At 58.6% G+C, this 24,651-nt stretch carries 25 protein-coding genes; 7 read left to right on the forward strand and 18 right to left on the reverse strand.

Annotation, left to right across the window (positions count from 1 at the left end):
* Nucleotides 1-140 precede the first annotated feature (140 nt).
* Entirely contained in the window at nucleotides 141-839 is a 699-nt protein-coding gene (locus tag ACR0AA_RS09730) for a glutathione S-transferase family protein (protein WP_480664302.1), read from the forward strand.
* On the opposite strand, the gene ACR0AA_RS09735 is transcribed toward ACR0AA_RS09730, so the two are convergent.
* From ACR0AA_RS09735 to ACR0AA_RS09745, 3 genes are all read right to left on the reverse strand, one after another.
* Nucleotides 820-2,427, reverse strand: a complete 1,608-nt coding sequence (locus ACR0AA_RS09735; RefSeq protein ID WP_480755918.1) for a GMC family oxidoreductase — start codon at nucleotides 2,425-2,427, stop codon at nucleotides 820-822. The genes ACR0AA_RS09730 and ACR0AA_RS09735 overlap by 20 nt on opposite strands.
* Before the next feature lie 74 nt (nucleotides 2,428-2,501).
* Nucleotides 2,502-2,951, reverse strand: coding sequence for a YtoQ family protein (locus ACR0AA_RS09740; RefSeq protein WP_480664306.1), 450 nt, complete (start codon nucleotides 2,949-2,951; stop codon nucleotides 2,502-2,504).
* A 78-nt stretch (nucleotides 2,952-3,029) separates the two neighbouring features.
* Nucleotides 3,030-3,662 carry a class I SAM-dependent methyltransferase gene (locus ACR0AA_RS09745; protein WP_480664308.1) on the reverse strand — a complete coding sequence of 211 codons (633 nt, stop codon included), beginning with the start codon at nucleotides 3,660-3,662 and terminating at the stop codon, nucleotides 3,030-3,032.
* An 85-nt stretch (nucleotides 3,663-3,747) separates the two neighbouring features.
* Here ACR0AA_RS09745 and ACR0AA_RS09750 point away from each other — a divergent pair, with 85 nt between their 5' ends.
* Complete coding sequence (locus ACR0AA_RS09750) at nucleotides 3,748-4,632, forward strand: LysR family transcriptional regulator (RefSeq protein ID WP_480664310.1); 885 nt, start codon at nucleotides 3,748-3,750, stop codon at nucleotides 4,630-4,632.
* 42 nt (nucleotides 4,633-4,674) lie between these two features.
* Here ACR0AA_RS09750 and pheT read toward each other — a convergent pair whose 3' ends face one another.
* From pheT to ACR0AA_RS09805, 11 genes are all read right to left on the reverse strand, one after another.
* Nucleotides 4,675-7,071: a phenylalanine--tRNA ligase subunit beta gene (gene pheT, locus ACR0AA_RS09755; protein WP_480664312.1), complete on the reverse strand. Its 2,397-nt coding sequence runs from the start codon at nucleotides 7,069-7,071 to the stop codon at nucleotides 4,675-4,677.
* A 71-nt stretch (nucleotides 7,072-7,142) separates the two neighbouring features.
* Complete coding sequence (locus tag ACR0AA_RS09760) at nucleotides 7,143-7,916, reverse strand: type 1 glutamine amidotransferase (RefSeq protein ID WP_480664314.1); 774 nt, start codon at nucleotides 7,914-7,916, stop codon at nucleotides 7,143-7,145.
* An 83-nt stretch (nucleotides 7,917-7,999) separates the two neighbouring features.
* Entirely contained in the window at nucleotides 8,000-8,806 is an 807-nt protein-coding gene (locus tag ACR0AA_RS09765; RefSeq protein ID WP_480755919.1) for a CE1 family esterase, read from the reverse strand.
* Nucleotides 8,807-8,868: 62 nt separating this feature from the next.
* Nucleotides 8,869-9,591 carry a hypothetical protein gene (locus ACR0AA_RS09770; protein WP_480755920.1) on the reverse strand — a complete coding sequence of 241 codons (723 nt, stop codon included), beginning with the start codon at nucleotides 9,589-9,591 and terminating at the stop codon, nucleotides 8,869-8,871.
* Entirely contained in the window at nucleotides 9,588-10,661 is a 1,074-nt protein-coding gene (pheS, locus tag ACR0AA_RS09775) for a phenylalanine--tRNA ligase subunit alpha (protein WP_480755921.1), read from the reverse strand. Before pheS ends, ACR0AA_RS09770 begins: the two co-directional genes overlap by 4 nt.
* Before the next feature lie 65 nt (nucleotides 10,662-10,726).
* A complete protein-coding gene (locus tag ACR0AA_RS09780) occupies nucleotides 10,727-11,794 on the reverse strand; it encodes a Hint domain-containing protein (protein WP_480755922.1) in 1,068 nt (355 codons plus the stop codon).
* A gap of 118 nt (nucleotides 11,795-11,912) precedes the next feature.
* A complete protein-coding gene (locus ACR0AA_RS09785; RefSeq protein ID WP_480664320.1) occupies nucleotides 11,913-13,283 on the reverse strand; it encodes a glutamate--cysteine ligase in 1,371 nt (456 codons plus the stop codon).
* A gap of 66 nt (nucleotides 13,284-13,349) precedes the next feature.
* Complete coding sequence (locus ACR0AA_RS09790; RefSeq protein WP_480664322.1) at nucleotides 13,350-13,877, reverse strand: hypothetical protein; 528 nt, start codon at nucleotides 13,875-13,877, stop codon at nucleotides 13,350-13,352.
* Nucleotides 13,874-14,722: a GNAT family N-acetyltransferase gene (locus tag ACR0AA_RS09795; protein WP_480755923.1), complete on the reverse strand. Its 849-nt coding sequence runs from the start codon at nucleotides 14,720-14,722 to the stop codon at nucleotides 13,874-13,876. Before ACR0AA_RS09795 ends, ACR0AA_RS09790 begins: the two co-directional genes overlap by 4 nt.
* 58 nt (nucleotides 14,723-14,780) lie before the next feature.
* Nucleotides 14,781-15,509, reverse strand: a complete 729-nt coding sequence (locus ACR0AA_RS09800) for an endonuclease NucS domain-containing protein (RefSeq protein WP_480664326.1) — start codon at nucleotides 15,507-15,509, stop codon at nucleotides 14,781-14,783.
* Between the two features lie 8 nt (nucleotides 15,510-15,517).
* Nucleotides 15,518-16,243, reverse strand: coding sequence for a 16S rRNA (uracil(1498)-N(3))-methyltransferase (locus ACR0AA_RS09805; protein ID WP_480664328.1), 726 nt, complete (start codon nucleotides 16,241-16,243; stop codon nucleotides 15,518-15,520).
* Nucleotides 16,244-16,255: 12 nt separating this feature from the next.
* On the opposite strand from ACR0AA_RS09805, the gene ubiA reads away from it, so the two are divergent.
* From ubiA to ACR0AA_RS09825, 4 genes are all read left to right on the forward strand, one after another.
* Entirely contained in the window at nucleotides 16,256-17,218 is a 963-nt protein-coding gene (gene ubiA / locus ACR0AA_RS09810; RefSeq protein ID WP_480664329.1) for a 4-hydroxybenzoate octaprenyltransferase, read from the forward strand.
* 65 nt (nucleotides 17,219-17,283) lie between these two features.
* On the forward strand, nucleotides 17,284-19,200 hold the full coding sequence (locus ACR0AA_RS09815; RefSeq protein WP_480755924.1) for an OmpA family protein: 1,917 nt from the start codon (nucleotides 17,284-17,286) through the stop codon (nucleotides 19,198-19,200).
* Nucleotide 19,201: 1 nt separating this feature from the next.
* Nucleotides 19,202-19,522 carry a hypothetical protein gene (locus tag ACR0AA_RS09820; protein ID WP_170446384.1) on the forward strand — a complete coding sequence of 107 codons (321 nt, stop codon included), beginning with the start codon at nucleotides 19,202-19,204 and terminating at the stop codon, nucleotides 19,520-19,522.
* 170 nt (nucleotides 19,523-19,692) lie between these two features.
* Entirely contained in the window at nucleotides 19,693-20,223 is a 531-nt protein-coding gene (locus tag ACR0AA_RS09825) for a hypothetical protein (RefSeq protein ID WP_480664333.1), read from the forward strand.
* A gap of 50 nt (nucleotides 20,224-20,273) precedes the next feature.
* On the opposite strand, the gene ACR0AA_RS09830 is transcribed toward ACR0AA_RS09825, so the two are convergent.
* From ACR0AA_RS09830 to pgsA, 3 genes are read right to left on the reverse strand one after another with little or no spacing between them, the layout of a single operon-like run.
* Nucleotides 20,274-20,717, reverse strand: coding sequence for a molybdenum cofactor biosynthesis protein MoaE (locus tag ACR0AA_RS09830; protein WP_480664335.1), 444 nt, complete (start codon nucleotides 20,715-20,717; stop codon nucleotides 20,274-20,276).
* A 4-nt stretch (nucleotides 20,718-20,721) separates the two neighbouring features.
* Nucleotides 20,722-20,967 carry a molybdopterin converting factor subunit 1 gene (gene moaD, locus ACR0AA_RS09835; protein WP_109312976.1) on the reverse strand — a complete coding sequence of 82 codons (246 nt, stop codon included), beginning with the start codon at nucleotides 20,965-20,967 and terminating at the stop codon, nucleotides 20,722-20,724.
* Nucleotides 20,968-20,970: 3 nt separating this feature from the next.
* On the reverse strand, nucleotides 20,971-21,639 hold the full coding sequence (pgsA, locus tag ACR0AA_RS09840; protein WP_239339191.1) for a CDP-diacylglycerol--glycerol-3-phosphate 3-phosphatidyltransferase: 669 nt from the start codon (nucleotides 21,637-21,639) through the stop codon (nucleotides 20,971-20,973).
* 178 nt (nucleotides 21,640-21,817) lie between these two features.
* Between pgsA and ACR0AA_RS09845 the strand changes: the two genes are divergently transcribed.
* The gene (locus ACR0AA_RS09845; protein ID WP_480664337.1) at nucleotides 21,818-22,702 is read left to right on the forward strand and encodes a DMT family transporter; all 885 of its coding nucleotides are present in this window, start codon (nucleotides 21,818-21,820) and stop codon (nucleotides 22,700-22,702) included.
* On the opposite strand, the gene uvrC is transcribed toward ACR0AA_RS09845, so the two are convergent.
* A complete protein-coding gene (gene uvrC / locus ACR0AA_RS09850; RefSeq protein WP_480664339.1) occupies nucleotides 22,699-24,573 on the reverse strand; it encodes an excinuclease ABC subunit UvrC in 1,875 nt (624 codons plus the stop codon). The two genes, ACR0AA_RS09845 and uvrC, sit on opposite strands and share 4 nt — an antisense overlap.
* Nucleotides 24,574-24,651 lie beyond the last annotated feature (78 nt).

Genomic DNA, 24,651 nt, shown 5'->3' on the forward strand with positions numbered 1-24,651 from the left:
CTTTGGTCTAGGTGTGAGATCCGCAGGTTTTCCCCGTTGTTCCAAAATACACAGGAGCTGACCGGGTATGCACAGCACAGATACTGGTATGCCGGCGTAACGCTGCCTAACTATTGTACTCAGGTAACAAGGAGCCCCTCATGCTGGACACCGCCTCACACCCGATTACGACCCGTTGGCCCGCGAAGTATCCGGACAGGATTCAGCTTTACTCCTTTCCCACCCCGAACGGCGTCAAAGCGTCTATCATGCTTGAGGAAACCGGCCTGCCGTATGAGCCTCATCTGGTGACCCTGTCGGATACGGACGTCAAAAGCCCCGAGTTCCTTTCGCTGAACCCGAACAACAAGATCCCAGCGATCATCGACCCAAATGGTCCGGACGGCGAGCCGCTTGGGTTGTTCGAAAGCGGAGCGATCCTGATCTACCTCGCCGAGAAAAGCGGGAAGTTCCTGGGTCAGACCAAAGCCGACAAGTATCGCGTGATCCAATGGGTGATGTTCCAGATGGGAGGCATCGGCCCGATGTTCGGACAGCTTGGCTATTTCCACAAATTCGCAGGCAGCGAAATCGAAGACCCGCGCCCGCGCGAGCGATACATCAACGAAGCCAAGCGCCTTTTGAACGTTGTGAACCAGCAGTTGGAAGGTCGGGACTGGATCGCGGGCGAGTATTCGATTGCCGATATTGCCATCGCGCCGTGGCTGCGCGGGCTGGAGTATTACGGTGCCCGTGATCTCGTTGGCTGGGATGACCATGCCAATGTTACGGCTTATCTGGACCGGTTCCTTGAACGGCCCGCCGTACAAAAAGGGCTTATCACGCCTGCGCGGGACTGATTGCGTCGGCGATCTTTTCAGCAATCATGATGGTGGGCGCGTTGGTATTGCCGCCGATCAGGGTCGGCATGACCGACGCGTCCACCACGCGCAGCCCTTCCGTTCCATGCACGCGTCCCTCGAGATCAACGACGGCCATATCATCGACGCCCATCTTGCAGGTCCCTACCGGGTGGTAAATCGTGTCGGCGCGGTTGCGAATATCCGCCTCGAGCGCCTGATCGCTGCCATCATGCGCATACAACCGTTTGGCCCGCCACGGCTTCAACGGCGGTGCTTCGAGGATCGACTCCATAATCCGCGCGCCCTGCTTCAGCAGGTCTAGATCCCGGTCATCGCTTAGATATGCCGGATCAATGCGCGGCGGTTCCCCGGCGCGGTCCGAGCTCAACCCGACGTTGCCCCGGCTGAATGGACGTAAAACGCAGACATGGCAGGAGAACCCGTGTTTCAGGTGCATCTTGCGCATGTGATCGTCGACGATACCGACGACAAAGTGCAGTTGAAGATCCGGCTTGGACACCACAGGTTCGGACTTGAAGAACGCGCCACCTTCGGCGAAGGGGGTCGAGAACAGGCCCGCTCCGGTCCGGCGCCAATCCATACCTGCCTTTGCCAAATCCCATAATCCGCCCGGTGTCAGCCCGATCACATCCTTGCGTTTGGAATGATAGCTCAGCACGTAGTCCAGATGGTCCTGAAGGTTTTGACCAACGCCCGGCAGGTCATGCAAAACCGGGATACCATGCTGTGCCAATTCCGCCTCGGGCCCGATTCCCGACAACATCAACAATTGCGGTGAACCAAAAGCACCGCTGGAAACGATCACTTCCTTGCGCGCGCGTGCTTCAACAACCTTGCCCTTTCGGCGCAGTTGCACTCCAGTGGCGCGCTTTTCCTCAAACAGGATTTTCTGCACCTCGGCCCCGGTCATTATCGTAAGGTTTGGTCGCGATTTGATACCACGCAGATAGGCCGCCGAGGCAGAACACCGCTCGCCCTTATGAGCGCCGTCGTGGAACTGAGTGACCTGATACAGCCCCGCCCCTTCCTGATCGGGCCCGTTGAAATCTTCCGTTTTTCGTATCTGCTGCTGGCCGCAAGCCTCAACAAATGCATGCGAGATGGCGCGCGGCTCGGACTGATCCGCAACCTGCAAAGGACCTTCCGCGCCGTGAAACTCATCCGCCCCGCGTACATTGCCTTCCGCCTTGCGGAAATAGGGCAGGACACTGTTCCAGTCCCACCCATTACAGCCCAGCTCAGCCCACTCGTCGTAGTCGCTGGGATGCCCCCGCACATAGAGCATTGCATTGATCGCGGACGATCCGCCAAGCGCCTTGCCGCGTGGCTGAAACCCTTTCCGGCCGTTCAGCCCGGGTTGTGGCACCGTGTGAAAAGCCCAGTTGTTCAACTTTGGCCGTCCGGAAATCATCGCCGCCACAAGGGCCGGCGCCCGGATCACCAGGTCTTCCCCCGCGCCGCCGGCCTCAAGCAAACAAACAGTCGTGTCAGGACGTTCGCTGAGGCGTGAGGCCATGACACAACCGGCGGAACCGCCCCCCACAATGACATAGTCAAATTCCACGACTGCCTCCCCGTTACTGCCTGACGCAACGGTAGAAAGCACCCAATACTCGGGCAAGAAGAACGTAACGTGAGTTACTGCGGCAGCTTGCCTGTCAGAACATAACGCAAAACCTCAACCACCTGCGAGGGATGCTCAGCCACAGCCAGGGCAGCAGCATCAACCTCTTTTAGCGCATGCTGGTGGTCAGGACCGTGCAGAACGATCAGTGATTTTCCCAACGCCGCCGCGTATCCCGCATCAAAGGCCGCGTTCCACTGTTTGTATTTCTCACCAAACCGCACGACGACCACATCCGCCTCTGAAATCCCCTTTCGGGTACGAATCGCATTGACCATCGCGCCCTTGTGGTCGTGCCAGTACTTGTTTGGCTCTGCACCCAGAATGGCTACACCGCAATCGTCGCTGGCATCGTGATCGGTCACGGGGCTGTTGAAGGTAATGTCCAAACCCTGTGCACCGTCGATAATCTGTTCGCGCCAGTCGGTGTGGATTTCACCAGAGAGGTATACGTTCAGGCCCATAGCAAACTCCGAATTTGTTTCAGAGCATGCATAGGGCACAATGGGCGCTGGCCCAATGCGGAAAGTGCCGGTTCGGGCTTAAATCTTGCGCGCCACCAAAAACCGTCTTGCATCGCGTGCCGGGAAACTGTCGCATTCGACGATTTCGAACCCGGCCCTTTCAACGGCTGCATCCAGCTCTGCTTCGGACAGGAACCGCACAAATGGCGCCTTTCCCAGCAATTGCATAAGCGGCAAAGCCAACCGTATGGCTTGAAACCGCAGGTTTATGCCGCGTTGTGGCGGGCAGAAGGTTTTTGAGATGAACAAACCACCCGGCTTCATCACCTCATGAACAGAGGCCAGAGCCGCATTCAGGTCTTCGACCAGATGCAACACGTTGAATGCCAGCACCACATCGTAGGACCAGGAGGGAGGACGGCTTGCATCAGCCTGAACAAAGGCCACGTTTTCGATCTGTTGCTTTGCCGCGTTCTTCTGACCGACCGCCAGCATGCAGGGGGAAACATCGCTGGCGGTAATCGTGTCGGCATAGGGGGACAGGCGCAGCGCGGTCATTCCCGTGCCACATCCCAGTTCCAACACGTCGTCGGTTTTCTTGAGATAGGAAGCTGTCCGTTCGAGCGTATGCTCATAGGAATCCATATCCTTTATTGGAGTTCGGGCATATTTTTCAGCCACTCCGTCCCAGAATTTCGCGGCGGTCGTCATGAGGGGGTCTCCTTTGCAGGCAAACTACTCATGCACATACAGAATAAAAATTGCCGAAATTTGCAGATTACTTATACATATTTGTATGAAACAACTCGGCGACTTTGACTGGAATCACATCCGCGCCTTTCTGGCGACGGCCGAGACCGGGTCGTTTTCTGCAGCCGCCCGTAAATTGGGACAGACGCAACCAACACTCAGCCGGCAGATCGCTGCACTCGAGCAAGATCTGGGTGTGATGCTGTTTGAACGCATCGGGCGCACGTTAGAGATCACACAGTCCGGAATGGAATTACTGGAGCATACCCGGTTGATGGGTGATGCAGCGAACCAAATCGCACTGACTGCTTCGGGGCAGGCACAATCCATCGACGGGTTGGTCCGCATCACCGCCAGTGATGTGATGTCTGCTTATTTCCTGCCAGACCTGTTGCGCGAAGTCCGGGCGCAGGCCCCGCGCCTGAGAATTGACGTGATCGCATCGAATGACATTCAGGACCTGATGCGCCGAGAGGCAGATATCGCGATCCGTCATGTACGACCGGAACAGCCCGAACTGATCGCCAAACTGGTGCAGGAAGCCTCGGGTCATTTCTATGCCACGACCGAATATCTGAACCACGCAGGGCGCCCGAAATCCAAGCGCGCCCTATCACAGCATGAATTCATCAGCTTCGGCAATACGGATCAAATGATCGCCTATCTGAAGCCACTGGGCATTCACCTGAGCGATGAGAACTTTAGGTTGGGATCCCAGAACGGAATCGTGGCCTGGGAATACGCCAAGCAGGGTTTTGGCATCGCACCCATGTCTGAGGTTGTTGGCGATGCAACGCCCGGCGTCGAACGAGTGATTCCCGGAATGGAACCCATCAAATTTCCAATCTGGCTGACCACCCATCGCGAGTTACATACCAGCCGCCGCATCCGGTTGGTCTTTGATCTGCTGGCTGACTACCTGTCCAAATAAACGCGCCCGAAGGCGCGTTTAATAAAAGATATGCAGTGGATTTTATCCGCGCAGGACGCCGCCGGTTGCCTTGGTGACCTTGGCGATGATCTTCTCGGCCACCGCTTCGATGTCTTTTTCCTTCAGCGTCTGGTCCGTGGGCTGCAAACGCACGGTGATTGCCAAGGATTTCTTGCCCTCACCCAGGCTGCCGCCGATGAACTCGTCAAAGACGCGGACGTCTTCGATCAGCGCCTTGTCGGCACCGGCCGCGGCATTGACCAGCGTCAGCGCCTCGACGCCTTCGTCGACAACAAAGGCAAAGTCACGCTCGACCGCTTGCAGGTCTCGCAGTTCCAACGCGGCGCGAGTCGCGCCCGATTTACGCGGCAGAGGCACCTCGTCCGGCCAGATGGTGAAGGCCATTGCCGGGCCTTTTATGTCCATCGCCTGCAGGATGCGCGGGTGCAGTTCGCCGAACACGCCCAGAACCTTTTTCGGGCCCAGACAGATCTTGCCGTGACGGCCCGGATGCCACCAGGCATCGCCGTCGCGCAGGATCTGAACCTTCGCGGGCGCACCAATGGCGGCCAGAACAGCCTCGGCATCCGCCTTTGCGTCGAACACGTCAACCGGGCGCGAGGCTCCGTGCACATCTTTGGGGCCATTGCGGCCAACCAGAAGACCGGTGATCTGGGTCTTCTGGTCGCCGGGCTCACCATCATGGAATACGGGGCCGACTTCGAACAGAGCGACATCCGCGTAGCCACGCGCCTGATTTCGGGCCGCGGCCTGCAGCAGACCGGGCAACAGATCGGGACGCATATGGCTCATCTCCGACGAGATCGGGTTTTCTAGCTGGGTCGCTTCATCGCCGCCACCGAACAGAGCTGCCGAGGCCTGATCAATGAAGGTGTAGGAAACGCACTCATTGTACCCCAGCGCCGCACAGGTGCGACGTGCCATCGACTGCCGGCGCTGCGTCGGGGTCATCACCGGCTTGGGGATGCCATCGGTCACACGCGGCAGCGGTTTGCCCTGCAGTTTGGTCAGGGATGCAATCCGCGCGACCTCTTCCACCAGATCAGCCTCGCCCATAATGTCGGGACGCCAGCTTGGGACGTGGGCCATCTCTCCTTCCAGACGGAAGCCCAGACGGGTCAAAGTCTGGCGCTGTTCAGCCTCGGGAATGTCCATGCCGACCAGCGACTGCACACGCTCGGCGTCCAGCTTGTAGGCCCGCGCGTGGTTGGGTGCTTTGCCGGCCTCAACGACCTTGGACGCTTCACCGCCGCAGATATCCAGAATCATCTGTGTCGCGTGTTCCAACCCCTCCAGCGTGTATTCAGGGTCCACGCCGCGCTCGAAGCGATAGCGGGCATCCGAGTTAATCTTCAGCGCGCGGCCCGTCAGAGCGATTTGAACGTGATCCCAGAACGCGCTTTCAAGAAACACGTTAACGGTCTCTTCGGTACAGCCAGTTTCCTCACCGCCCATGATACCAGCGATGGATTCGGGACCTTTGTCATCCGAAATCACCATCATACCGGGCTGCAGGGTGTATTCCTTCTCATCCAGCGCGACCAGCGTCTCACCACCCTTGGCGCGATGCACCCGCAGGTTACCCTGAACCTTGTCTGCATCAAACACATGCAGCGGACGGTTCTGGTCGAAGGTCATGTAGTTGGTGATATCGACCAGAGCCGAGATCGGACGCAGACCAATTGCCTTCAACTGATCCTGCAACCATTGCGGGCTGGGGCCGTTTTTGACGCCTGTTATCAGGCGTCCGGTGAAATGAGGCGCGCCGTCCAGCGTATCCTCGTCGATCGTTACCTTGATCGGGCTTTCGAAATCCCCTGGCACCGGCACATAATCACGTTCTTTCAACGTACCGACGCCGCGCGCAGCCAGATCGCGCGCAATACCCGCGACTCCCAATGCATCGGGGCGGTTCGGCGTGATCGCGATCTCGATCATCGGATCGACCTTGGCTGGTGCGTTCTCGGCCAACCATTCAACAAAGCTGTCACCAACTTCGCCCGATGGCAGCTCGATAATGCCGTCATGTTCGTCCGACAGTTCCAGCTCGCGCTCGGAAGCCATCATTCCATAGCTTTCGACGCCCCGGATCTTGCCGACGCTGATGGTCAGGTCCAGACCGGGGATATACATGCCAGGTTTGCAGACGACGACGGTAATGCCCTCACGCGCGTTCGGCGCGCCGCAGATGATCTGCAAATCACCCTCATCGGTCGCAACCGTGCACACGCGCAGCTTATCGGCGTCGGGATGTTTCTCGGCATGCTTCACATAGCCCAGCGCAAAGCCCGCCAGCCGGTCCGCAGGGTTCACGATCTCTTCGACTTCAAGTCCAAGATCGGTCAACGCCTCAGCAATCTCATCAACCGACGCATCGGTGTCGAGGTGGTCTTTCAGCCAGGAAAGAGTGAATTTCATCGGTCGCTATCCGCCAGAATTTTCGGGTCGGATCGCGTGTAGCGGATATTCCCCGCAGGTGGAAGGGCCGCTTAGCCGCCAGACACGAAATGCAGCCAATTGGCCAACTCACGGCTGCGCTGGGGCAACACAAGGGCCTCGGGATGGGTTCCCAGGCGCGCGGCAGAAGAAACATCCGCCTCGGCTTGCTCAAGGTCTTCGGCGAGATTTGCGTGATGGGCGAAAATACCTCTGCCGCGGACATAGATGCCGATATCCGCAAGGCTTAGTTCCGGGTGATATTGCGTGCCCCAGAATCTCAGATCGCCCTTTTCGTACACGGCGGCCTGCACCGGGGAATGGTCATTACCCGCCAACAGCGTTGCGCCTTCGGGCAGCCCCTGGACCTCATCCCGGTGGATGCACGGAACGCCAAACCCAGACCTACGCCCCGCCATCATCGGGTGCTCACCGCCCTCGCGGGTCAGAGCGTTGTTCTGTGCCATACCGACCTCCATGCCAACCGGCGAAGCGCCGACAGAACCGCCCAGCACAAGCATGGCAAGCTGCAGCCCGTTGCACGATCCCCATACCGGTGTGCCTGAGGCCAGCACGACCTCGGCCGCTGCGCGTTGGGGGGCCGCCTCGGGCGCGTCCACAGACCAACTGACGCCTGACCCGGTCAGTACGATGCCATCGACGCCACGCAGTTCCTCGGGGCGCAATGCGGCGGCATAGGGATTTATCAGATGAATTCGGACATCAGCAGCCAAGGCCGCAAAGGTGCGAATGAACCCGCTCGCGCCTGCATGGCCTTTGGCAACCATGTCTGGTGTATTGCCTTCTACGATCAGAATTGTGGTCATGACATCCCCGTTTTCGCTTGGATAAACGGGCGGCATTCACCGCAGCAAACCTGTTCGCGACAGGGCCATGTCGTATTCCGGGCTCAGGGGTAAGTCGGTTCGCGCCCCAACAGCTCATCCAGTTGCCGCCCGACCCAGCCGTGGGGGATAAAATGCCCGCCGGGATGCGTATCCAGCGCGACCTGGCCTTGAGCGCAATCGGTCCACTCCACCCGGCTGAGCGTCAGGATCGGTACCACGCTCCAGTCCCCACGCGGCATGGCTGTGCCACAGCCGAATTTCTGCCGCCACAGCGCCACCGGATAGGTCGTGTCGCCGCCCGGCCCAAACGGGAAGTCCATCACAGTATCGCTGGTTCCGTGCACATGGCGCACCTCTGCCGGGGCCTGAGGGCAATCCTCGGTCTGCCGGATGCTGCCTGCGATGCCCAGCAAAGCCGCCGTATCATTGCCCGACTGGCAGACATAGCGCCACGCCATCGCGCCACCGTAGGAATAGCCCGAGACATAGATACGGTCCGGATCAATCGGATAGCGCTTGGCCACATCCTCCAGCACCCGGTCCGCAAAGGGCACATCATCGGTGTCCGAGGTCCAGAAATCCCAGCTTTTGCCCAACCCGTTCGGGGCCACCAACAACACACCGCGCAGCTTGGTCGCGCCTGCGATCCGTTCATGGTTCACCACCACGGTCCCCTGCCGCGCCCAGCCGTGGAAATGCATCAACACAGGCAGAGGCGTTTTGCCGTCCCACCCGTCCGGCTCCAGCACATGGTACGAGCGGTCGCCAACCAGACAGGCGGTATCGCCGTGGCAGTCGTCATCCCAGGGGCCCATGGCATAGGCGACGGAGGCGGTCATCAGAAAAAGGCTGAGCAGTCGGTATATCATCTGACGAACCCTAGCGACCCTGCGCCGGCTGTCACGTCACATATATGTCAGCGTGTAAAATGCTATTTCGAAGCGGAGGAAGTCCCGGTTTTTTCCGCGTTTTCTGGTTCGCGATTCAAAACCGAGCTTGCGGCATCAAAAACTGCAATTGAAGTTACGATCACCAACAGAGCAACAGTGATTGTATTCCACAACCTATTTTTGGAATTGAACTTTTTCTCTTCCAAATACCGCAATGGGATCAAGTCAGGTCTGTTGTACTCATTTACCTTCACCCCGTTCAAAGTGACACTTCGTACTTGGAACGCCGCAATCCCAAAGAATGTAACTTTCACTTGGTTTGAAGGTTCAATCGCACCTAACCGCAACTCGACATTCCCGTCAGCGGTCTCTTTCTGATGTACCGCTACATCGGAACTTACCCTAATTCTTAGGGGTTCCTTTGAAAGTAAAATTGAAACTTCATTCGCGGGAATTTTCCCCAAATTGTGGATGACTATGCCCGTTGTTTCATAACCGCGGTTGATACTCTGCTTTAGATCAAAAAACTGGTCGCGATCCATAATATTGGCATCCGCGTCTCTCGCGGACCGATAAATCTCAAACAGATGGTTGTCGATTTCCTTTGGCAGTTCATAAGAAGCTTCATGCGTTACAAACCACAGCAGATTTGCAGAGCCGTTTAAGGCTTGCTCAATGTATTTCCAAAGGAATCTACCTACTAACGCCAACAAGAGCGTAAGAAATCCACCTACTAAGAGCGATGGAAGTTCCAATGCACTCAACGTGACAAACCACCATGCAGGTTCGGCATATCCAGCGCGGCAAACCCGTAGTGACGCAGCCAGCGCAGGTCGCTATCAAAGAACGCTCGCAAATCCGGAATGCCGTATTTCAGCATCGCCAGACGGTCTATTCCAATCCCGAACGCAAAGCCCTGATAGACCTCAGGATCAATCCCACCGGCGGCGATCACCTTAGGGTGGACCATGCCCGAGCCCAGAATCTCCATCCAGTCGTCGCCCTCGCCGATTTTCAGCTGGCCGTTATCCCAAGAACAACGGATATCAACCTCGGCCGATGGTTCGGTGAAGGGGAAGTGCGAGGCGCGGAAGCGCAGTTCGACGTCGTCGACCTCGAAGAAGGCCTTCACGAACTCTTCCAGAACCCATTTCAGGTTCGCCATCGAGATATCCTTGTCGAGGGCCAGCCCCTCGACCTGATGGAACATCGGCGTGTGGGTCTGGTCATAGTCGGCGCGGTACACACCACCCGGACAGATCACGCGGATCGGCGCGCCCTGTTTCTCCATCGAACGGATCTGGACCGGCGACGTATGGGTGCGCAGCACATGCGGCGGGCGATTATCGCCCTCGGCGCGGTGCATGTAGAACGTGTCCATCTCGGCCCGTGCAGGGTGGTGGCCGGGGATGTTCAGGGCGTCAAAGTTGTGCCAGTCAGTTTCGATCCGCGGCCCTTCAGCCACCGAGAAGCCCAGTTCGGCAAAGATCGCGGTCAGTTCCTCGGTCGCCTGGCTGACCGGGTGGATCGAACCCTGACGGCGCGCGCGGGTCGGCAGGGTGACGTCCAGCCATTCGGTGCGCAGACGCTCATCCAGTGCGGCGTCGGCCAGCGCGGATTTCTTGGCGGACAGGGCCGAGTTGATCTCATCCTTCAGGGCGTTCAGCGCGGGGCCTGCGACCTGGCGCTCCTCGGGTGTCATCTTGCCCAGCTCGCGCATCTTCAACGCGACCTCGCCTTTTTTCCCGACGGCCGCAACACGGATCGCTTCGAGCGCGTTTTCGTCGCCTGCATCGGCGATCTGACCCAGATATTTTGCCTTAAGATCGTCCATGACGGTTCCCTGAATGCTGTTGAGGCTCTGCTATCACAGCAGTCCGCGAAAGCAAGAGGGGCGGATCAGATCGCCTGCAGCATTGCCGCTTGCGGGCCGCACCTGACAGGGCGAATGGTCTGACCGTAGGTCTGCGGCTGCTTTTGAAGTTCCGGGAACAGCGCAAACAGCTCTTGCGCGACTTCTCGTTCGAGGCTCGAAAGAGCCTGTGCGCCCGGGAAAAAGCTTTCCGAGATCAGGCCGGACGTCGACACAAGCTGGTGCCGGTCAAAGAACAGGTGGACATAGCGGACGATGTCACAGGGCACCGACGTAATCGTGGTTCCATTGACCAGCGATTTGGCGGCGACAAGCACTTCATCTTCTCCGAACAGCAGCTGTGCCTGCCAACCTGTCATCAGCAGACGGTGCTGGGGCGACACGAAGATATCCTCCTCTGCCCCCAGCGCCCCGGCGCGTATGCGAACGGGTGCAAAACGACCCCGGCCCGCGACGGTTCGCCCGCCAATCCAACGGATGGGACAGGCACCATCGTCCTGCGTCAGAACCAGATCGCCCGGCTTCAGCGTCTCAACACTGCGCGGTCCATCCGGCGTGTCCACCAACGTCCCGGCCGCAAAACACGGCGCGCCTGTGTCACGGGGTGAGAGCGGTGCATGAACCAGAGTGTCCGGGTTCGGCTGGTTGAACTGCAACGTCGTCGTTGTCTGATTCGGCCCGACCAGAACCGGCAGGTTTTCCGACACGGCCCCCGCCGCCAGCCCGTTTTGCGCTACGATGTTCTGGGTTCCGCCCCCGATATCGTAGAAATCTATGACTTCGCTCGTTGCCGTGTTGGTCAGCGCATAAGCTTCGTAGTTGTTCGACCCGCCGCCATTGGGGTCCGTCAGCAGGATCGGAAAAAAATCCGCTGAAATGATAAAGATCTGCTCGTTGTTATCCGGATCAAACGATACGTCGACCAACGGGTGGTCCAGCGGGATCTCGATGCCGACCTGACCGTTCGCCTGATAGAAGGAGACCGTGAAGTCCGCCGGATCCTCATCGGATCTCAGCGCGACCTCGAGAAACTCCGATACACCACTTTGCGCGGCGTAGGCATTGGAATAGTGCAGTTCGCTGATACGGGCCATCGGTCATCACGCTCAGGAGTAGTTCGCAGAGAATAACCGAGTACCCCAGTCGGATGACAAGGGCACTTCGAAACATTTGGCAAATGCTCTCCTAATGGCAACACGCCTCTGCGCGGGCTTAGTAGCTGAACTCGGGGTAAATCCGGGTCAGGTCGCCATTCCAGTCGCCGTGGTAGTGGTCCAGCAGCTCATCCGCCGGAACCTTGCCGGATTCGAGACTGTCTTTCAGCGCATTCAGGAAGTGCGTTTCGTCCGGCACCAACCCGCCAGCGCCCGGACGCGCGCGTGCCTTCAGTCCGGCATCGGCGATCGACACGACCTCGCGCGCCAGTTCGTGCATGCTGATGTCGCCGACCTTGGCCTGCAATCCGTCCTTGGCGGCTTCGACCCGCAGTGCCTCGCGCGTCTCGTCATCCCAGCCCTTAACCAGATCCCACGCTGAATCCAGCGCGCCCTGATCATATGTCAGACCAACCCAGAACGCAGGCAAGGCACACAGGCGGCGCCACGGACCACCATCGGCCCCGCGCATTTCCATGAACTTCTTGATCCGTGCCTCGGGGAACGCGGTAGTCAGATGATCGGCCCAATCGGAAAGAGTCGGCGTTTCGCCTGGAAGAGCGGGCAGTTTGCCTTCCAGAAAATCACGGAAGGACTGGCCCAAGGCGTCGATGTATTTACCGTCGCGATAGACAAAATACATCGGCACATCCAAAGCGTATTCGACCCAGCGTTCAAAACCGAACCCGTCCTCGAACACAAAGGGCAGCATGCCTGTGCGCGCATCATCCAGATGCCGCCAGATATAGCTGCGCCAGCTTTTCTGACCGTTGGGCTTGCCCTCGAAAAACGGCGAGTTGGCGAACAGGGCGGTTGCCACCGGTTGCAGAGCCAGCGCGACGCGCAGTTTCTGCACCATGTCGGCCTCAGAACCGAAGTCGATGTTAACCTGCACAGTGCAAGTTCGGCGCATCATCGACCGGCCCATGGTGCCGACCTTTTCCATGTAATCGTTCATCAACCGGTAACGCCCCTTGGGCATCAGCGGCATTTCGTCATGCGTCCAGATCGGCGCGGCCCCGAGGCCAATGAAACCAACACCGATCTTGTCCGCGATATCCTTCACGTCGCGCAGATGCGCGTTCACCTCGTCGCAGGTTTCGTGAATGGTCTCCAGCGGCGCTCCCGACAGTTCCAACTGTCCGCCGGGTTCCAGCGAGACATTGGCCCCGTCTTTTTCCAGACCGATCAGCTTGCCGGCCTCTTCCACCGGGGCCCATCCGTGCAGATCGCGCAGCCCCTGCAGCACCGCAAGAATCGACCGCTCGCCCTCATACGGCAGCGGCTTCAGCGTGTCTTTGCAATAGCCGAACTTCTCGTGCTCGGTTCCGATGCGCCAATCCTGCCTGGGCTTGCAGCCCGATTCCAGATATTCGGCCAATTGCTCATGGCGTTCGATCGGCCCGCCGCCGGACTGAGGGATGGACATGAGACCCGTGCTCCGATCCTGATGTGTCTTTCGTTCGGTCTTTCGTGGTCTTAAACCGCGCCAGTGTCAATGCAGCCGCAGGTGGGCTGGACGCGAAGGGGTGCGTTCCCAGATAACCACCGGATGCGTCGCGCCACCGTTCAGTTCCGACAACATTTGTTCGGTTTTCAGCCCCGGAAGGGCTGAGAACACATCGAACAGAGCCTCAGCCCCCTCGGCATTCACAGGAATGTGAAGCGTCGGCTGCCCCGGCTGATCCAAAACCCAATGCGCCGGAGACGATGTCGGGTCCAACGCAAGGCGTTCGATTTCCCCTGTAGCAACGATTCCGCCGTCGAGCGGACCGAGATAGGTGATCTGGCCTTCGTCGATCGTCACCAGACCCGGTCCTCCTGCGCCAGTTCGGAACCGAGCGCGTTGCACGCCGACCACTGTCAACGCAGCCGAAACGGCGATCAGAACCCAACCCAACCAGCCCAGCAACCCGCCGGGTCCGCTGATCCAGCTGAGGCCGACCAACAGAACGACGCCAGCGATCAGAACTTCGCGCCAGCGCCACAGGGCCAGTTTGGCTTCAGGTCGGATGAAACTCATGCCGTGTCCTCGGGGTTTTTGAACAAAATCAGGGAATAGTGGCCGGCTGGCCGAAACCCAATTGCTATATAGGCACGTGCAGCGGCATCGCTAGCGGCAAACAGAACAGCGCGGGCCGCGCCATTTCTATGAGCTTCTAGTAGATGCAGCGCCACTGCCAGTCGTGCGTATCCGCTGCCGCGCGAGTCCGGCGGGGTATACACACCTCCGATCTGGACGACCTCGGGCAAGCGAGCGTTGAACCCGGTCATGGCAACCGGCTGCCCATCCATCAACAAGGCCCGGTGCGAGTCACGTTCAATATAGGCGGCGATGTCTTTCTTTGCCTGCCCGTGCGCGCGCGCAGCGTCGAAGTCCATCGCTTCGATCAGATAACTCTGCCGCCAGCCTTCGGTGATGTCCCGGTCCAGATCGCCAAGTGGCACAAGGTCAGCCCCGGCCGCGTCGGGCGTCACGATCTGATCCAAATCCAAAGTGAACCCCGGCTCGTCACTGTTCAGCGTTGCGGGCCTGTCTTCCCAACCGGCAAGCCGCATGATCCGGCGGGCCTGCGTGGCCTCGGCCGCCAGACCGAACAGCTTGCGCCCCCGGATCAGGCGAATCGCCGCGTCCAGTTCTTCGTCCGAACATTCAGGGCATTGCGGCAGGACCATGCCTTCATTCGTAATCCCAAAAACGGCGCGCGGGCCATCGCCCAACGTCCACATGTGTACGGCGCGCTGATCTGAGCCACGCAATCCGAAATCTCGCAGGTTAGCCAAAGGGAACATCGACGTCTGGATATGTTCGAACAGGAACCTGTCGATCCGTGGAACATCCTCTTCCTGCGCCAACTTCCAAGTCATGACCTATTCCCCGGTTTGTGTTGGGCCGTGACCCTTCCTGGTGAGAGACCAGGCAGGCTCATGCCAGCGCTTCAAACGAAAACGATATTGCGTAGCGGACAAGCAAAAGGTTGGGCACTGCTCTGGCCGCAGAAATCGTTCGTTGGTCAAAATCATGCGCAACGATCACACCTCTTATAGGTTGCTCCTCTCCCTCATCGATCAGATCACCCATGTATCCAAGGGCTTGCGCAACAACTCGTGCGTCGGTCTTCCCCGCCTTGAGTTCGACCACGACCAGCCCGCCCTTCACGTCCCGGCACAAAATGTCGATGAAGCCAGACGCTACCGCTCGTTCTGCACCGTCGTCGATGATCGTCAAATCGCTGTCCAACAGGCTGATTTCACGCCGAAGGGCCGCCTGCATGTCGCGTTCCAACGCAAATCTTTGCTTTTCGGCAACCATCGAGTCCGTCTGCGCCAGCGCTTCAGAAGGTATCGGTTCGGCCTCGACTTCGCCTGCTTCCCGGCGGAATCTCACATAGCGTTGAACGGCGTTTTTGTAAGACTGCAAGCCATTGCGCAAACTTCCATTGATCGGAATACGCGAAGGGTTCGCGGCCCCTTGCCGTTCATCGGCTGTTGAATAGGTCAAATCGGTTATGATTTCAGTCAGTTTTCCGGAGTTCAGCGCCTCATCCAGTGATCCATAATGATCTTCGACCTTCTGAACTCTATGCATTTGCGCTTGGCAGGTATTCTCGGCATAGCCCGCCGAAACGAGCCAATCGCGGTAGTTATCGAGCATTTTCTCTCCTAGTTCCAATCCCCAAGCGCCTGCTGCCACATGGCCAGCGCCGCAACGGCAGCCGTGTCGGCGCGCAGGATGCGCGGGCCAAGGCTGACTACATGAGCATAGGGCAACGCGGTAAGTCGTGCGCGTTCGCGGTCGGAAAAGCCGCCCTCGGGTCCGATCAGAATGGCCCAGGGCTGACCTTTTTCATTGGCCGCCAGCCGCAAAGCTGATCCGACCTCGGCCTCATTGCAGAACATCAGTTGGCGCCCGTCGGGCCAGTTATCCAGCACGCGGTCCAACCGCTGCAGGTCTGCGACCTCAGGCACATAGGTACCGCCGCATTGCTCGGCCGCCTCAACCGCATGAGCTTGCAGGCGGTCCTGACGGATGCGTTCGGAATTGGTGAATTCGGTCTGCACGGGCATGATCCGCGCCGCACCCATTTCTGCCGCTTTTTCAACGATGAAGTCGGTGCGCGCCTTCTTGATCGGAGCGAACAGGAACCACAGGTCAGGTGGCAGTTGCAACGGTTTGGCCTGTTCCACGCAGGTTAGAATACCGCCGCGTTTGCCGGCCTCGGCAACCTCGGTCAACCATTCCCCGTCCTGCCCGTTGAACAGGGCAACCTGCCCGCCAACCCCCAGACGCATGACGCCGAACAGGTAATGCGCCTGCTCACGCGTCAAATGAACCGATTGCCCCTGACCCAGAGGGTGCTCTACATACAGTCTGATCTTTGCACTCATGAGACCTTACATATGCAAGGCAATGCTCCAACACCAGACGGTCAGGTTGCCGACGCTGTCAGCGGCAACTGGGTCGACATCCATGCCCCTGCGTTCGCCCGCCCCTACCTGCGCCTCAGCCGCGCGGATCGGCCAATTGGCACGTGGTTGCTGTTGATCCCGTGCTGGTGGGGACTGGCGCTGGCAATCCTCAGCGACGGAAACCCAAGATGGGAGGATCTGTGGATCGCAATCGGCTGCGCGATCGGAGCTTTCCTGATGCGCGGCGCAGGTTGTACCTGGAACGATATCACTGACCGGGAATTCGACGGTCAGGTCGAGCGCACCCGATCTCGCCCAATCCCGTCCGGACAAGTCAGCGTACGTCAGGCCGTGATTTGGATGGGGTTGCAATGCCTGCTGGCGTTGGCGATTCTGCTGACCTTCAATCAGGCCGCTATTGCAATGGGTGTGCTGTCACTCTTGCCGGTCACGATCTATCCCTTTGCCAAGCGGTTCACCTGGTGGCCTCAGGTGTTTCTGGGACTAGCATTCAACTGGGGCATCCTGCTGGCTTGGGCTGCCCACACGGGAACCGTGGGTGCGCCTGCAATCATTCTGTATTTGGCGGGTATCGCGTGGACGCTGTTCTACGACACAATCTACGCCCACCAGGATGCCGAAGATGACGAACTTATCGGGATCAAATCCACAGCCCGCCTGTTTGGCACCAACACCGCGCAATGGCTGAAGTATTTTCTTGTGGCAACAGTCGCGCTGATGGGGCTGGCCGTTATCGACGCGGCAACCACGCAGGCTTCGGTCATCGCACTGGTCGTGGCGCTTGGCGGCCCTTGGGCAATGGGTTGGCACATGGCATGGCAGTTGCGCGGTCTGGATATCGAGGACAACGCCAAACTGCTGCAATTGTTCCGCGCCAACCGCGATACCGGCCTCATTCCGCTGATCTTCCTTTGCGTCGCCCTGTTGCTCTGATTGCACCTCGGCTTGGGCCTCTGTAAGAGTTCTGCACACTCACCCGAGGAGTCGATTGACCGCACATGCGTCTGCCTTATTTCTTCGTCGTTGCCCTTGTATTTCTCGTGTCGGCCGGGTTGTCCCTGCTTGCGGCCAGCTTTGCTGTGACAAAGGTCGAAGAAGCATCCGAATTTGCCGTCCGTCGTGCACTGGATCTGAAAGGCCACGACTGGGCCGAGGTACAGTCAGACGGTCTGCGCGTGGTTCTGACCGGCACCGCCACAGATGAGGCCATGCGTTTCAACGCGCTGACGGCGGCAGGCACTGAGGTCGATACGTCTCGCGTTATCGACGAAATGGAGGTTGCCCCGACAACACAGCTGGCAGCCCCGCGCTTTTCGGCTGAAATCCTGCGCAATGACAGTGGAATTTCAGTTATCGGTCTGATTCCGGTCAGCGAAGACCGCGAGGTGTTGACGGATCGGCTGCGCGATTTGGATGGCGGACCAGTATCTGACCTGATGGAAACCGCCGACTATCCCAAGCCCAAAGGGTGGGATGATGCCATATCCTATGCGGTCGAGGCGCTGTCCCGACTGCCACGAGCCAAGATTTCCGCCAGCCCCGGCCTAGTGAAGATCACGGCAATTGCAGACAGCCAGCAGGAAAAGGAACGGTTGGAGCAGGAACTGACCCGCACCGCGCCGCCCAGTCTGCGCATCGGCCTTTCAATCTCGGCACCGCGCCCCGTCATTACTCCGTTCACCCTGCGCTATCTGATCGACGAAAATGGTGGGCAATTCGATGCCTGCTCGGCCCAGGACGAAAAAGCCCGCGATAAGATCATCGCTGCTGCGCAAAATGCGGGTCTGACCGGCCCCTATTCCTGCACCATCGGTCTGGGTGAGCCGTCGCCCCGCTGGCCTGACGCCGCCGCGCTGAGCATTCGGGCGCTGTCAGAGATCGGCCAGGGAACAGTCACCATTTCCGATGCGGACATAACCCTGGTTGCGGCTGAAGGCACCGACACCATGGTGTTCGACAGAACGGTCGGGGAATTGGAAAACGCGCTGCCCGAGGTGTTTGTCCTGCATGCTGTTCTTCCGGAACCTGAGACAGAAAAGCAATCTGGCCCGCCGGAATTCTCAGCCACACGCAGTCCGGAAGGTCTGGTGCAGATGCGCGGCCGGCTTAGCGACGAAACAACGCGCGATATGGTCGACAGCTATGCCCGCGCCGCTTTTGGATTCGAGCATGTGCATACCGCTACCCGCATCGCCCCGGACCTGCCCGCCGATTGGCCTATCCGCGTCCTGAGCGGGCTGGAAGCTTTGTCCCAATTGCATAATGGGGCGTTGACCGTAACTCCGGACGAGGTGGTTCTGACCGGTGTCAGCCACGACCCAAAAACCCGAGCCTATGTTGCGGGCTTCCTGTCGGAAAAACTGGGCGAGGCACAGGACTATACCCTGTCGATCACCTATCAGGAGCCACCCGAGCCAGCAGACAAGCTGCCTGATCCCGAGGTTTGTGAGGAACGCATCGCCGAAGTTCAGGCGCGCACCAAGATTGCCTTTGAACCGGGATCATCCACCGTTGCCGCGGATTCACGCGATACAGTAAACCAGATAGCTGATATCCTGCGCGAATGCGGCCCTATCCGGCTGGAAATTCAGGGCCATACCGACAGTCAGGGCCGTGAAGAGATGAACCAGCAGCTCAGCCAGTCGCGGGCGCAGTCCGTCCTGAACGAACTGCGCGGACGGCGTGTGCCAACAGCCAGCTACACCGCCGTCGGCTATGGTGAGACCCAGCCAATTGCCGACAATGGTACCGAAGAAGGCCGCGAGGAAAACCGACGCATCGAATTCCGCCTGATCCGGCCCGAACCCGTCGCAAATTCCCAGACAACTCTGGAAGCGATGGAAGAAGAATCAGAGACGTCACAAGACGCAGAGCCAGACGCCGAAGCATCGGACGCGGACTCAGGGGACCAGTAAGTTGAACAGAATCGAATTCATCATCGCCACCGCCATCATCCTGTTTGCAGCTTTCTGCATGGGGTGGTTTGCCAACTGGCTTGCACATCGCCTGTCACGCGTTCGCCAAAGCGACGTGGCCGATCTGGACCGCATGAGCCAGGAACTGCACGAGGCCGAGGAAACCCGCGATCAAGCGATCACTTACCTGCAGCAGCGCGAGGCGGAGCTGACCAACCAGCTGACCCAGACCGAAGCGGAACTGGCTGCAGCAATGGATGGCCTGCGCGCAGCACGGCAAGAGGCCGAAGAACTGCGCGGCCGCATTAACAACGCTGATTGATCCTAACCGCCTTAGGCGGCCAAAGGTCAGCTTGGGCAGATTAAGTCGTCGGCACAAATCGGCCGATCAAAGGCGAGTGTCTTCAACCTCAACAACAAATTCAATAGTATGAATTGGTGGGTTTTGCCTGCGCGCATCACTGTCCACTACCCTGAAAATTGGAGTGTACTATGAATTTCAAGTCATCATTAACTACTGCTGCAACTCTAAGCATCTTCACCGCTGCCACCGCTTGGGCGTCAAGTGACGTGATCCCGTCCGAGAATGACACCTTCACCAACTGGGGTGAAGAATCCGGCTGGACCATCTTTGTGGATGACACCCGCGGGTCCTGCCTGATCGAGCGTATGGACGAAAACCAGAACGTCGTTCAGATGGGCCTGACCAAAGACCACGAGATGGGTTATCTCGGCGTATTCACCAAGAATGACATTGGCCTGAAGGGTAAGAAGGAAAAGATATTCCTGTCACTTGACGGCAATGTTTACGAAGCAGAAGCCCACAAGAAGACCAAACATCTCGCCGAGGGATATACCGGAGGATACATCCTCGCGAACAACGCTCAGTTTGTGGACGACGTCATGAACAAATACGAAATGACCGTGTTTCCGGAAAAAGAGTTTGCATTCACCGTTAGCCTTGATGGCACCAAAAAGGCCATCGAAGCAGCACGACAGTGCAATACCGAGCAAAGCGCCTAACCTGATTTGAACAACCCCGGCACCTGTTGACCCGGTGCCGGGCAACGCACTTACCACCGGGTCAGTGCGTCTTCGTCCTCATCCTTGGCATCGACCCATTCCGCGCCGGAAGACGTGATTTCCTTTTTCCAGAACGGGGCGCGGGATTTCAGATAATCCATCAGATACTCGGCCGCCTCGAACGCGTCCTTGCGGTGCCGCGCAGCCGTGGCCACCATCATGATCCGATCACCGGGGGCCAGACGCCCGTGCCGGTGGATCACCAGTACGTCGCCCAATGACCAGCGCTGCTGCGCCTCTTCGGCGATTTTGGTCAGGGCGCGTTCGGTCATACCGGGATAATGTTCGATCTCCATCACATCCAGATCGCCAGACGCCAGATCACGTACTATGCCGGTGAAGGTCACGATGGCACCATTGGCGTCGTCTCCAGCAGCAAAGGCATTGGCCTCCGCACCCAGATCAAACTCTTCTTCCTGAACCGCGATACGCATGGTCTCAGCCGCCGGTCATCGGCGGGAAAAAGGCCACTTCGCGCACGCCCGTAAGCGATGCATCGAAATCCGACAGTTCCTGATCCAGCGCAACACGCAACGCAGACAGGTCAGCGAAAGCCGCAGCGTAACGGTCTTCGCGTGCGCTCAGCTCGGCCACCAGATCGGACACGGTTGCGGCCTCTGTCTCGATCCGCTCTTTCGGCAGGCCGATCCGTTCGCGCACCCATGCAAAATACAGCACATCCATCCCTTAGCTCTCCTTCAGATGGGGCATGGCTTTACGTAGGTAGTCATAGCCGGTGATCAATGTCAGAGCCGCAGCAATCCACAGCAACCACAGCCCTATCCGTCCAGCCCAGAACATCCCCTCGAGGTGCCAGCGCATGTGATTCAGGTCTTCCAACTGTCCGGTCAAAACCAAATCCATCGTAGCGGCATCCATGCCGAACGTCGCCATCACGAAATAGTGCTCGAAAATCCCCTGCGAAAACAGAATGGCAATCGCCACCATCTGCGCGGTCGTTTTCCATTTCGCCAGTTTGGTTACTTTCAGCGTTCCGGCCGTATCGCCCAGATATTCGCGTAGGCCCGAGACGAAAACCTCTCGAAACAGGATTACCGTTGCAGGCAGCACCAGCCAGGGTGTCCAGTGTTCGGTCGAATAACCGACAAGGATCATCAGCGCGATCACGACCATCGCTTTGTCGGCAATCGGGTCCAGCATCGCGCCCATCTTGGTTTCCTGCTTCCATGCACGCGCTAGGTATCCATCGAACCAGTCGGTTATGGCGGCCGACAGGAACAGGATCAACGCAAACCAATCCGCGTAGGGTCTGGTGAAATACAAAAACATTACGGCCAGACCGGGTGCGGCCAGCAAGCGCAGGACAGTCAGGATATTTGGCAGGTTCCACTTCATGCAGCGGACCCTACATTGCTGGTCCGGGACAGAAAAGACAGGGCGGAAAAAAACTGCACCGATCACAGAGGCTTGGTCAAAGCGCCGCAGCCGTGGTCGGCATTTGTTATTGGCCTTGGCCTCGAACCAGATTGTCGTCAGATTGCGAGGCAAATCAGGCCAGGGGCGCGCGACCGGAATGACTACCCAAATACAAACGGACCCACGGTCAAACCTGATCGGCAGCGCCTGGATGATTGGTGCCATGGCTTGTTTTGCGTTGGAAGACGCATTGCTGAAGGCGGCCGCGGTCGCATTGCCCATCTGGCAGATTCTGGTTCTGTTCGGCGCTGGCGGAGCGGTGATCTTTGCCTGTGTCGCTGCGGCGCGAGGGACACGCCTTTTGCAGCCCGACGTGCTGTCGCCGGCGATGAAGATCCGCGCCGTGTTCGAAATTCTCGGACGGTTGTTCTATGTGCTGGCCATCACATTGACCCCCCTTTCCTCAGCCACTGTTATCCTCCAGGCCACCCCGCTTGTGGTCGTCGCCTGCGCCGCACTTCTGTTTGGCGAGATGGTCGGTTGGCGGCGATGGAGCGCAATTTTTGTCGGCCTGGTCGGCGTTGTGATCATCATCCAGCCGACCGGAGACAGTTTTACCGCATTGTCCCTGTTGGCCGTGCTTGGGATGTTGGGATTTGCTGGTCGCGATCTGGCCAGTCGCGCCGCCCCGGCCAGCCTTGGAACCGAAGTGCTTGGTTTTTATGGTTTCGTCTGCGTGGTCATTGCCGGGTTCGCCTACAGCTTTTGGGAACAGGCCCCGATCGCGCCTGTGTCCTTACACACAAGCCTCCACGTGTCCGGAGCCGTAGGCCTTGGCGCAATCGCATATGCGTCTTTGATGAAGGCCATGCGGACTGGAGAGGTCGCGGCCGTCACGCCGTTCCGCTACACCCGACTGCTGTTCGGCGTCGCCCTGGGTGTGATCTTCTTCGGCGAAGATCTGGATCAGACCATGTGGATCGGTAGTGCACTGATCGTGGCCTCGGGGCTGTACATCCTATGGCGTGGTCGCCAGACCTAGCCCTTATCGTGGAAGAAATCGTAAACCTTCTGCGCCAGTCCGGCTGAGATCCCCTCAACCGCTTTTAGATCCGCCAGATTGGCGCGGCTGACGGCTTTGGCGCTGCCGAAATGCGTCAACAACGCGCGTTTTCGCGCTGCGCCCACGCCGGGGATTTCGTCCAGCGGCGTCACGCCGACCGCCTTGGCCCGTTTCGCACGGTGCGTTCCAATGGCAAACCGGTGCGCCTCATCCCGCAGGCGCTGAATGAAATACAGCACAGGATCGTTGCGTTTCAGCGCGAAGGCGTGCTGGCCGATACGGTGGAATTCTTCCTTGCCGTGGTCACGGTCGACCCCTTTGGCGACACCGACCATGGGGATGTCCTCTACCCCATACTCGACCATGATCTCATGCACGGCACTGACCTGCCCCGCGCCGCCGTCGATCAGCAGAAGGTCGGGCCAGTGGCCCTTGTCGCGGTCGGGGTCTTCCTTTTGCAATCGGGTGAACCGGCGGGTCAGAACCTCTTTCATCATGCCAAAGTCATCTCCGGGGGTCAGGTCATCGCCCCGGATGTTGAACTTGCGATAGGCATTTTTCATGAACCCTTCCGGGCCTGCCACGATCATGCCGCCAACGGCATTTGTTCCCTGGATATGAGAGTTGTCGTAAACTTCGATCCTGTTAGGGGGGCTATCCAGATCAAACGCCTCGGCCACGCCGCGCAACAGTTTGGCCTGCGTTGCGCTTTCAGACATCCGCCGCGCTAAGGATTCCCTTGCATTGCGCAAGGCACCTGCGATCAGTTCCTGTTTCTCACCGCGCTGGGGAACCAGGATTTCGACCTTGCGCCCCGCCTTTTCGCTCAGCGCCTCTTGCATCAGGTCGGCATTGTCGATGGCATCCGACAGGATCAGTTGCCTGGGCGGTTCCTTGTTGTCGTAGAACTGGCCAATGAACGCCTCCATCACCTCGGCCGGTGAAACATCCGCCCCAACCCGAGGATAGAAATCCTTGTTGCCCCAGTTCTGGTTCGCCCGGATGAAAAACACCTGCACACAGGCCTGCCCGCTGTCCATGTAAAGACCGATCACGTCTGCCTCGGCCACACCGCGTGGATTAATGCCCTGAGAGGTCTGCACCTGCGTCAGCGCCCGGATACGGTCGCGCAGACCGGCGGCGCGCTCGAACTCCATAGCCTCGGAGGCGGCCATCATTTGCTCGGCCAATTCTTCCTGCACTTTGGTCGAGCGACCGGAAAGGAACCGCTCGGCATCCTTGACGCTTTCGCGGTAACCCTCCTCCGAGATCAGTCCGACGCAGGGCCCTGAACACCGTTTGATCTGATACAGCAGGCATGGCCGCGTACGACTGTCGAACATGGAATCCGAGCAATTGCGCAGCAGGAACGCTTTTTGAAGCTGATTCAGCGTCCGGTTTACCGCGCCGGCGCTGGCAAAGGGTCCGAAATAAGCCCCCTTTTCCTTCTTCGCCCCGCGATGCTTTTTGATCTGCGGAAAGGCATGATCCTTGGCGACAAGAATGTTGGGAAAGCTTTTGTCGTCCCGCAGCAGAACATTGTATTTGGGCTTGAGCTGTTTGATCAGGTTCTGCTCAAGCAGCAGCGCCTCGGTCTCTGTCCTTGTAGTCAGGAACATCATCGACGACGTCGCGGCGATCATCCGTTCGATCCGCCCGGAATGGCCGGGCCGCGCGTAGTTCGACACCCGCGCCTTCAGGTTTCGCGCCTTGCCCACATACAGCACTCGGCTGTCGCCATCCAACATCCGATACACACCGGGTGAGCTGTCCAGCGTCTTCACATAGCGTTGAATACACGCATAGCCGGTCTGTTGTGTATCGGGTGTGGATTCGCTGTCGGTTTTCATATGTCAGAAATATGATTCTCTGGGCATAGCTGCAATCTTGCGGGCTTCAAATCAAGAGAAAACAAATCCACGGATTCT

Source organism: Ruegeria sp. CE8 (assembly GCF_056537465.1).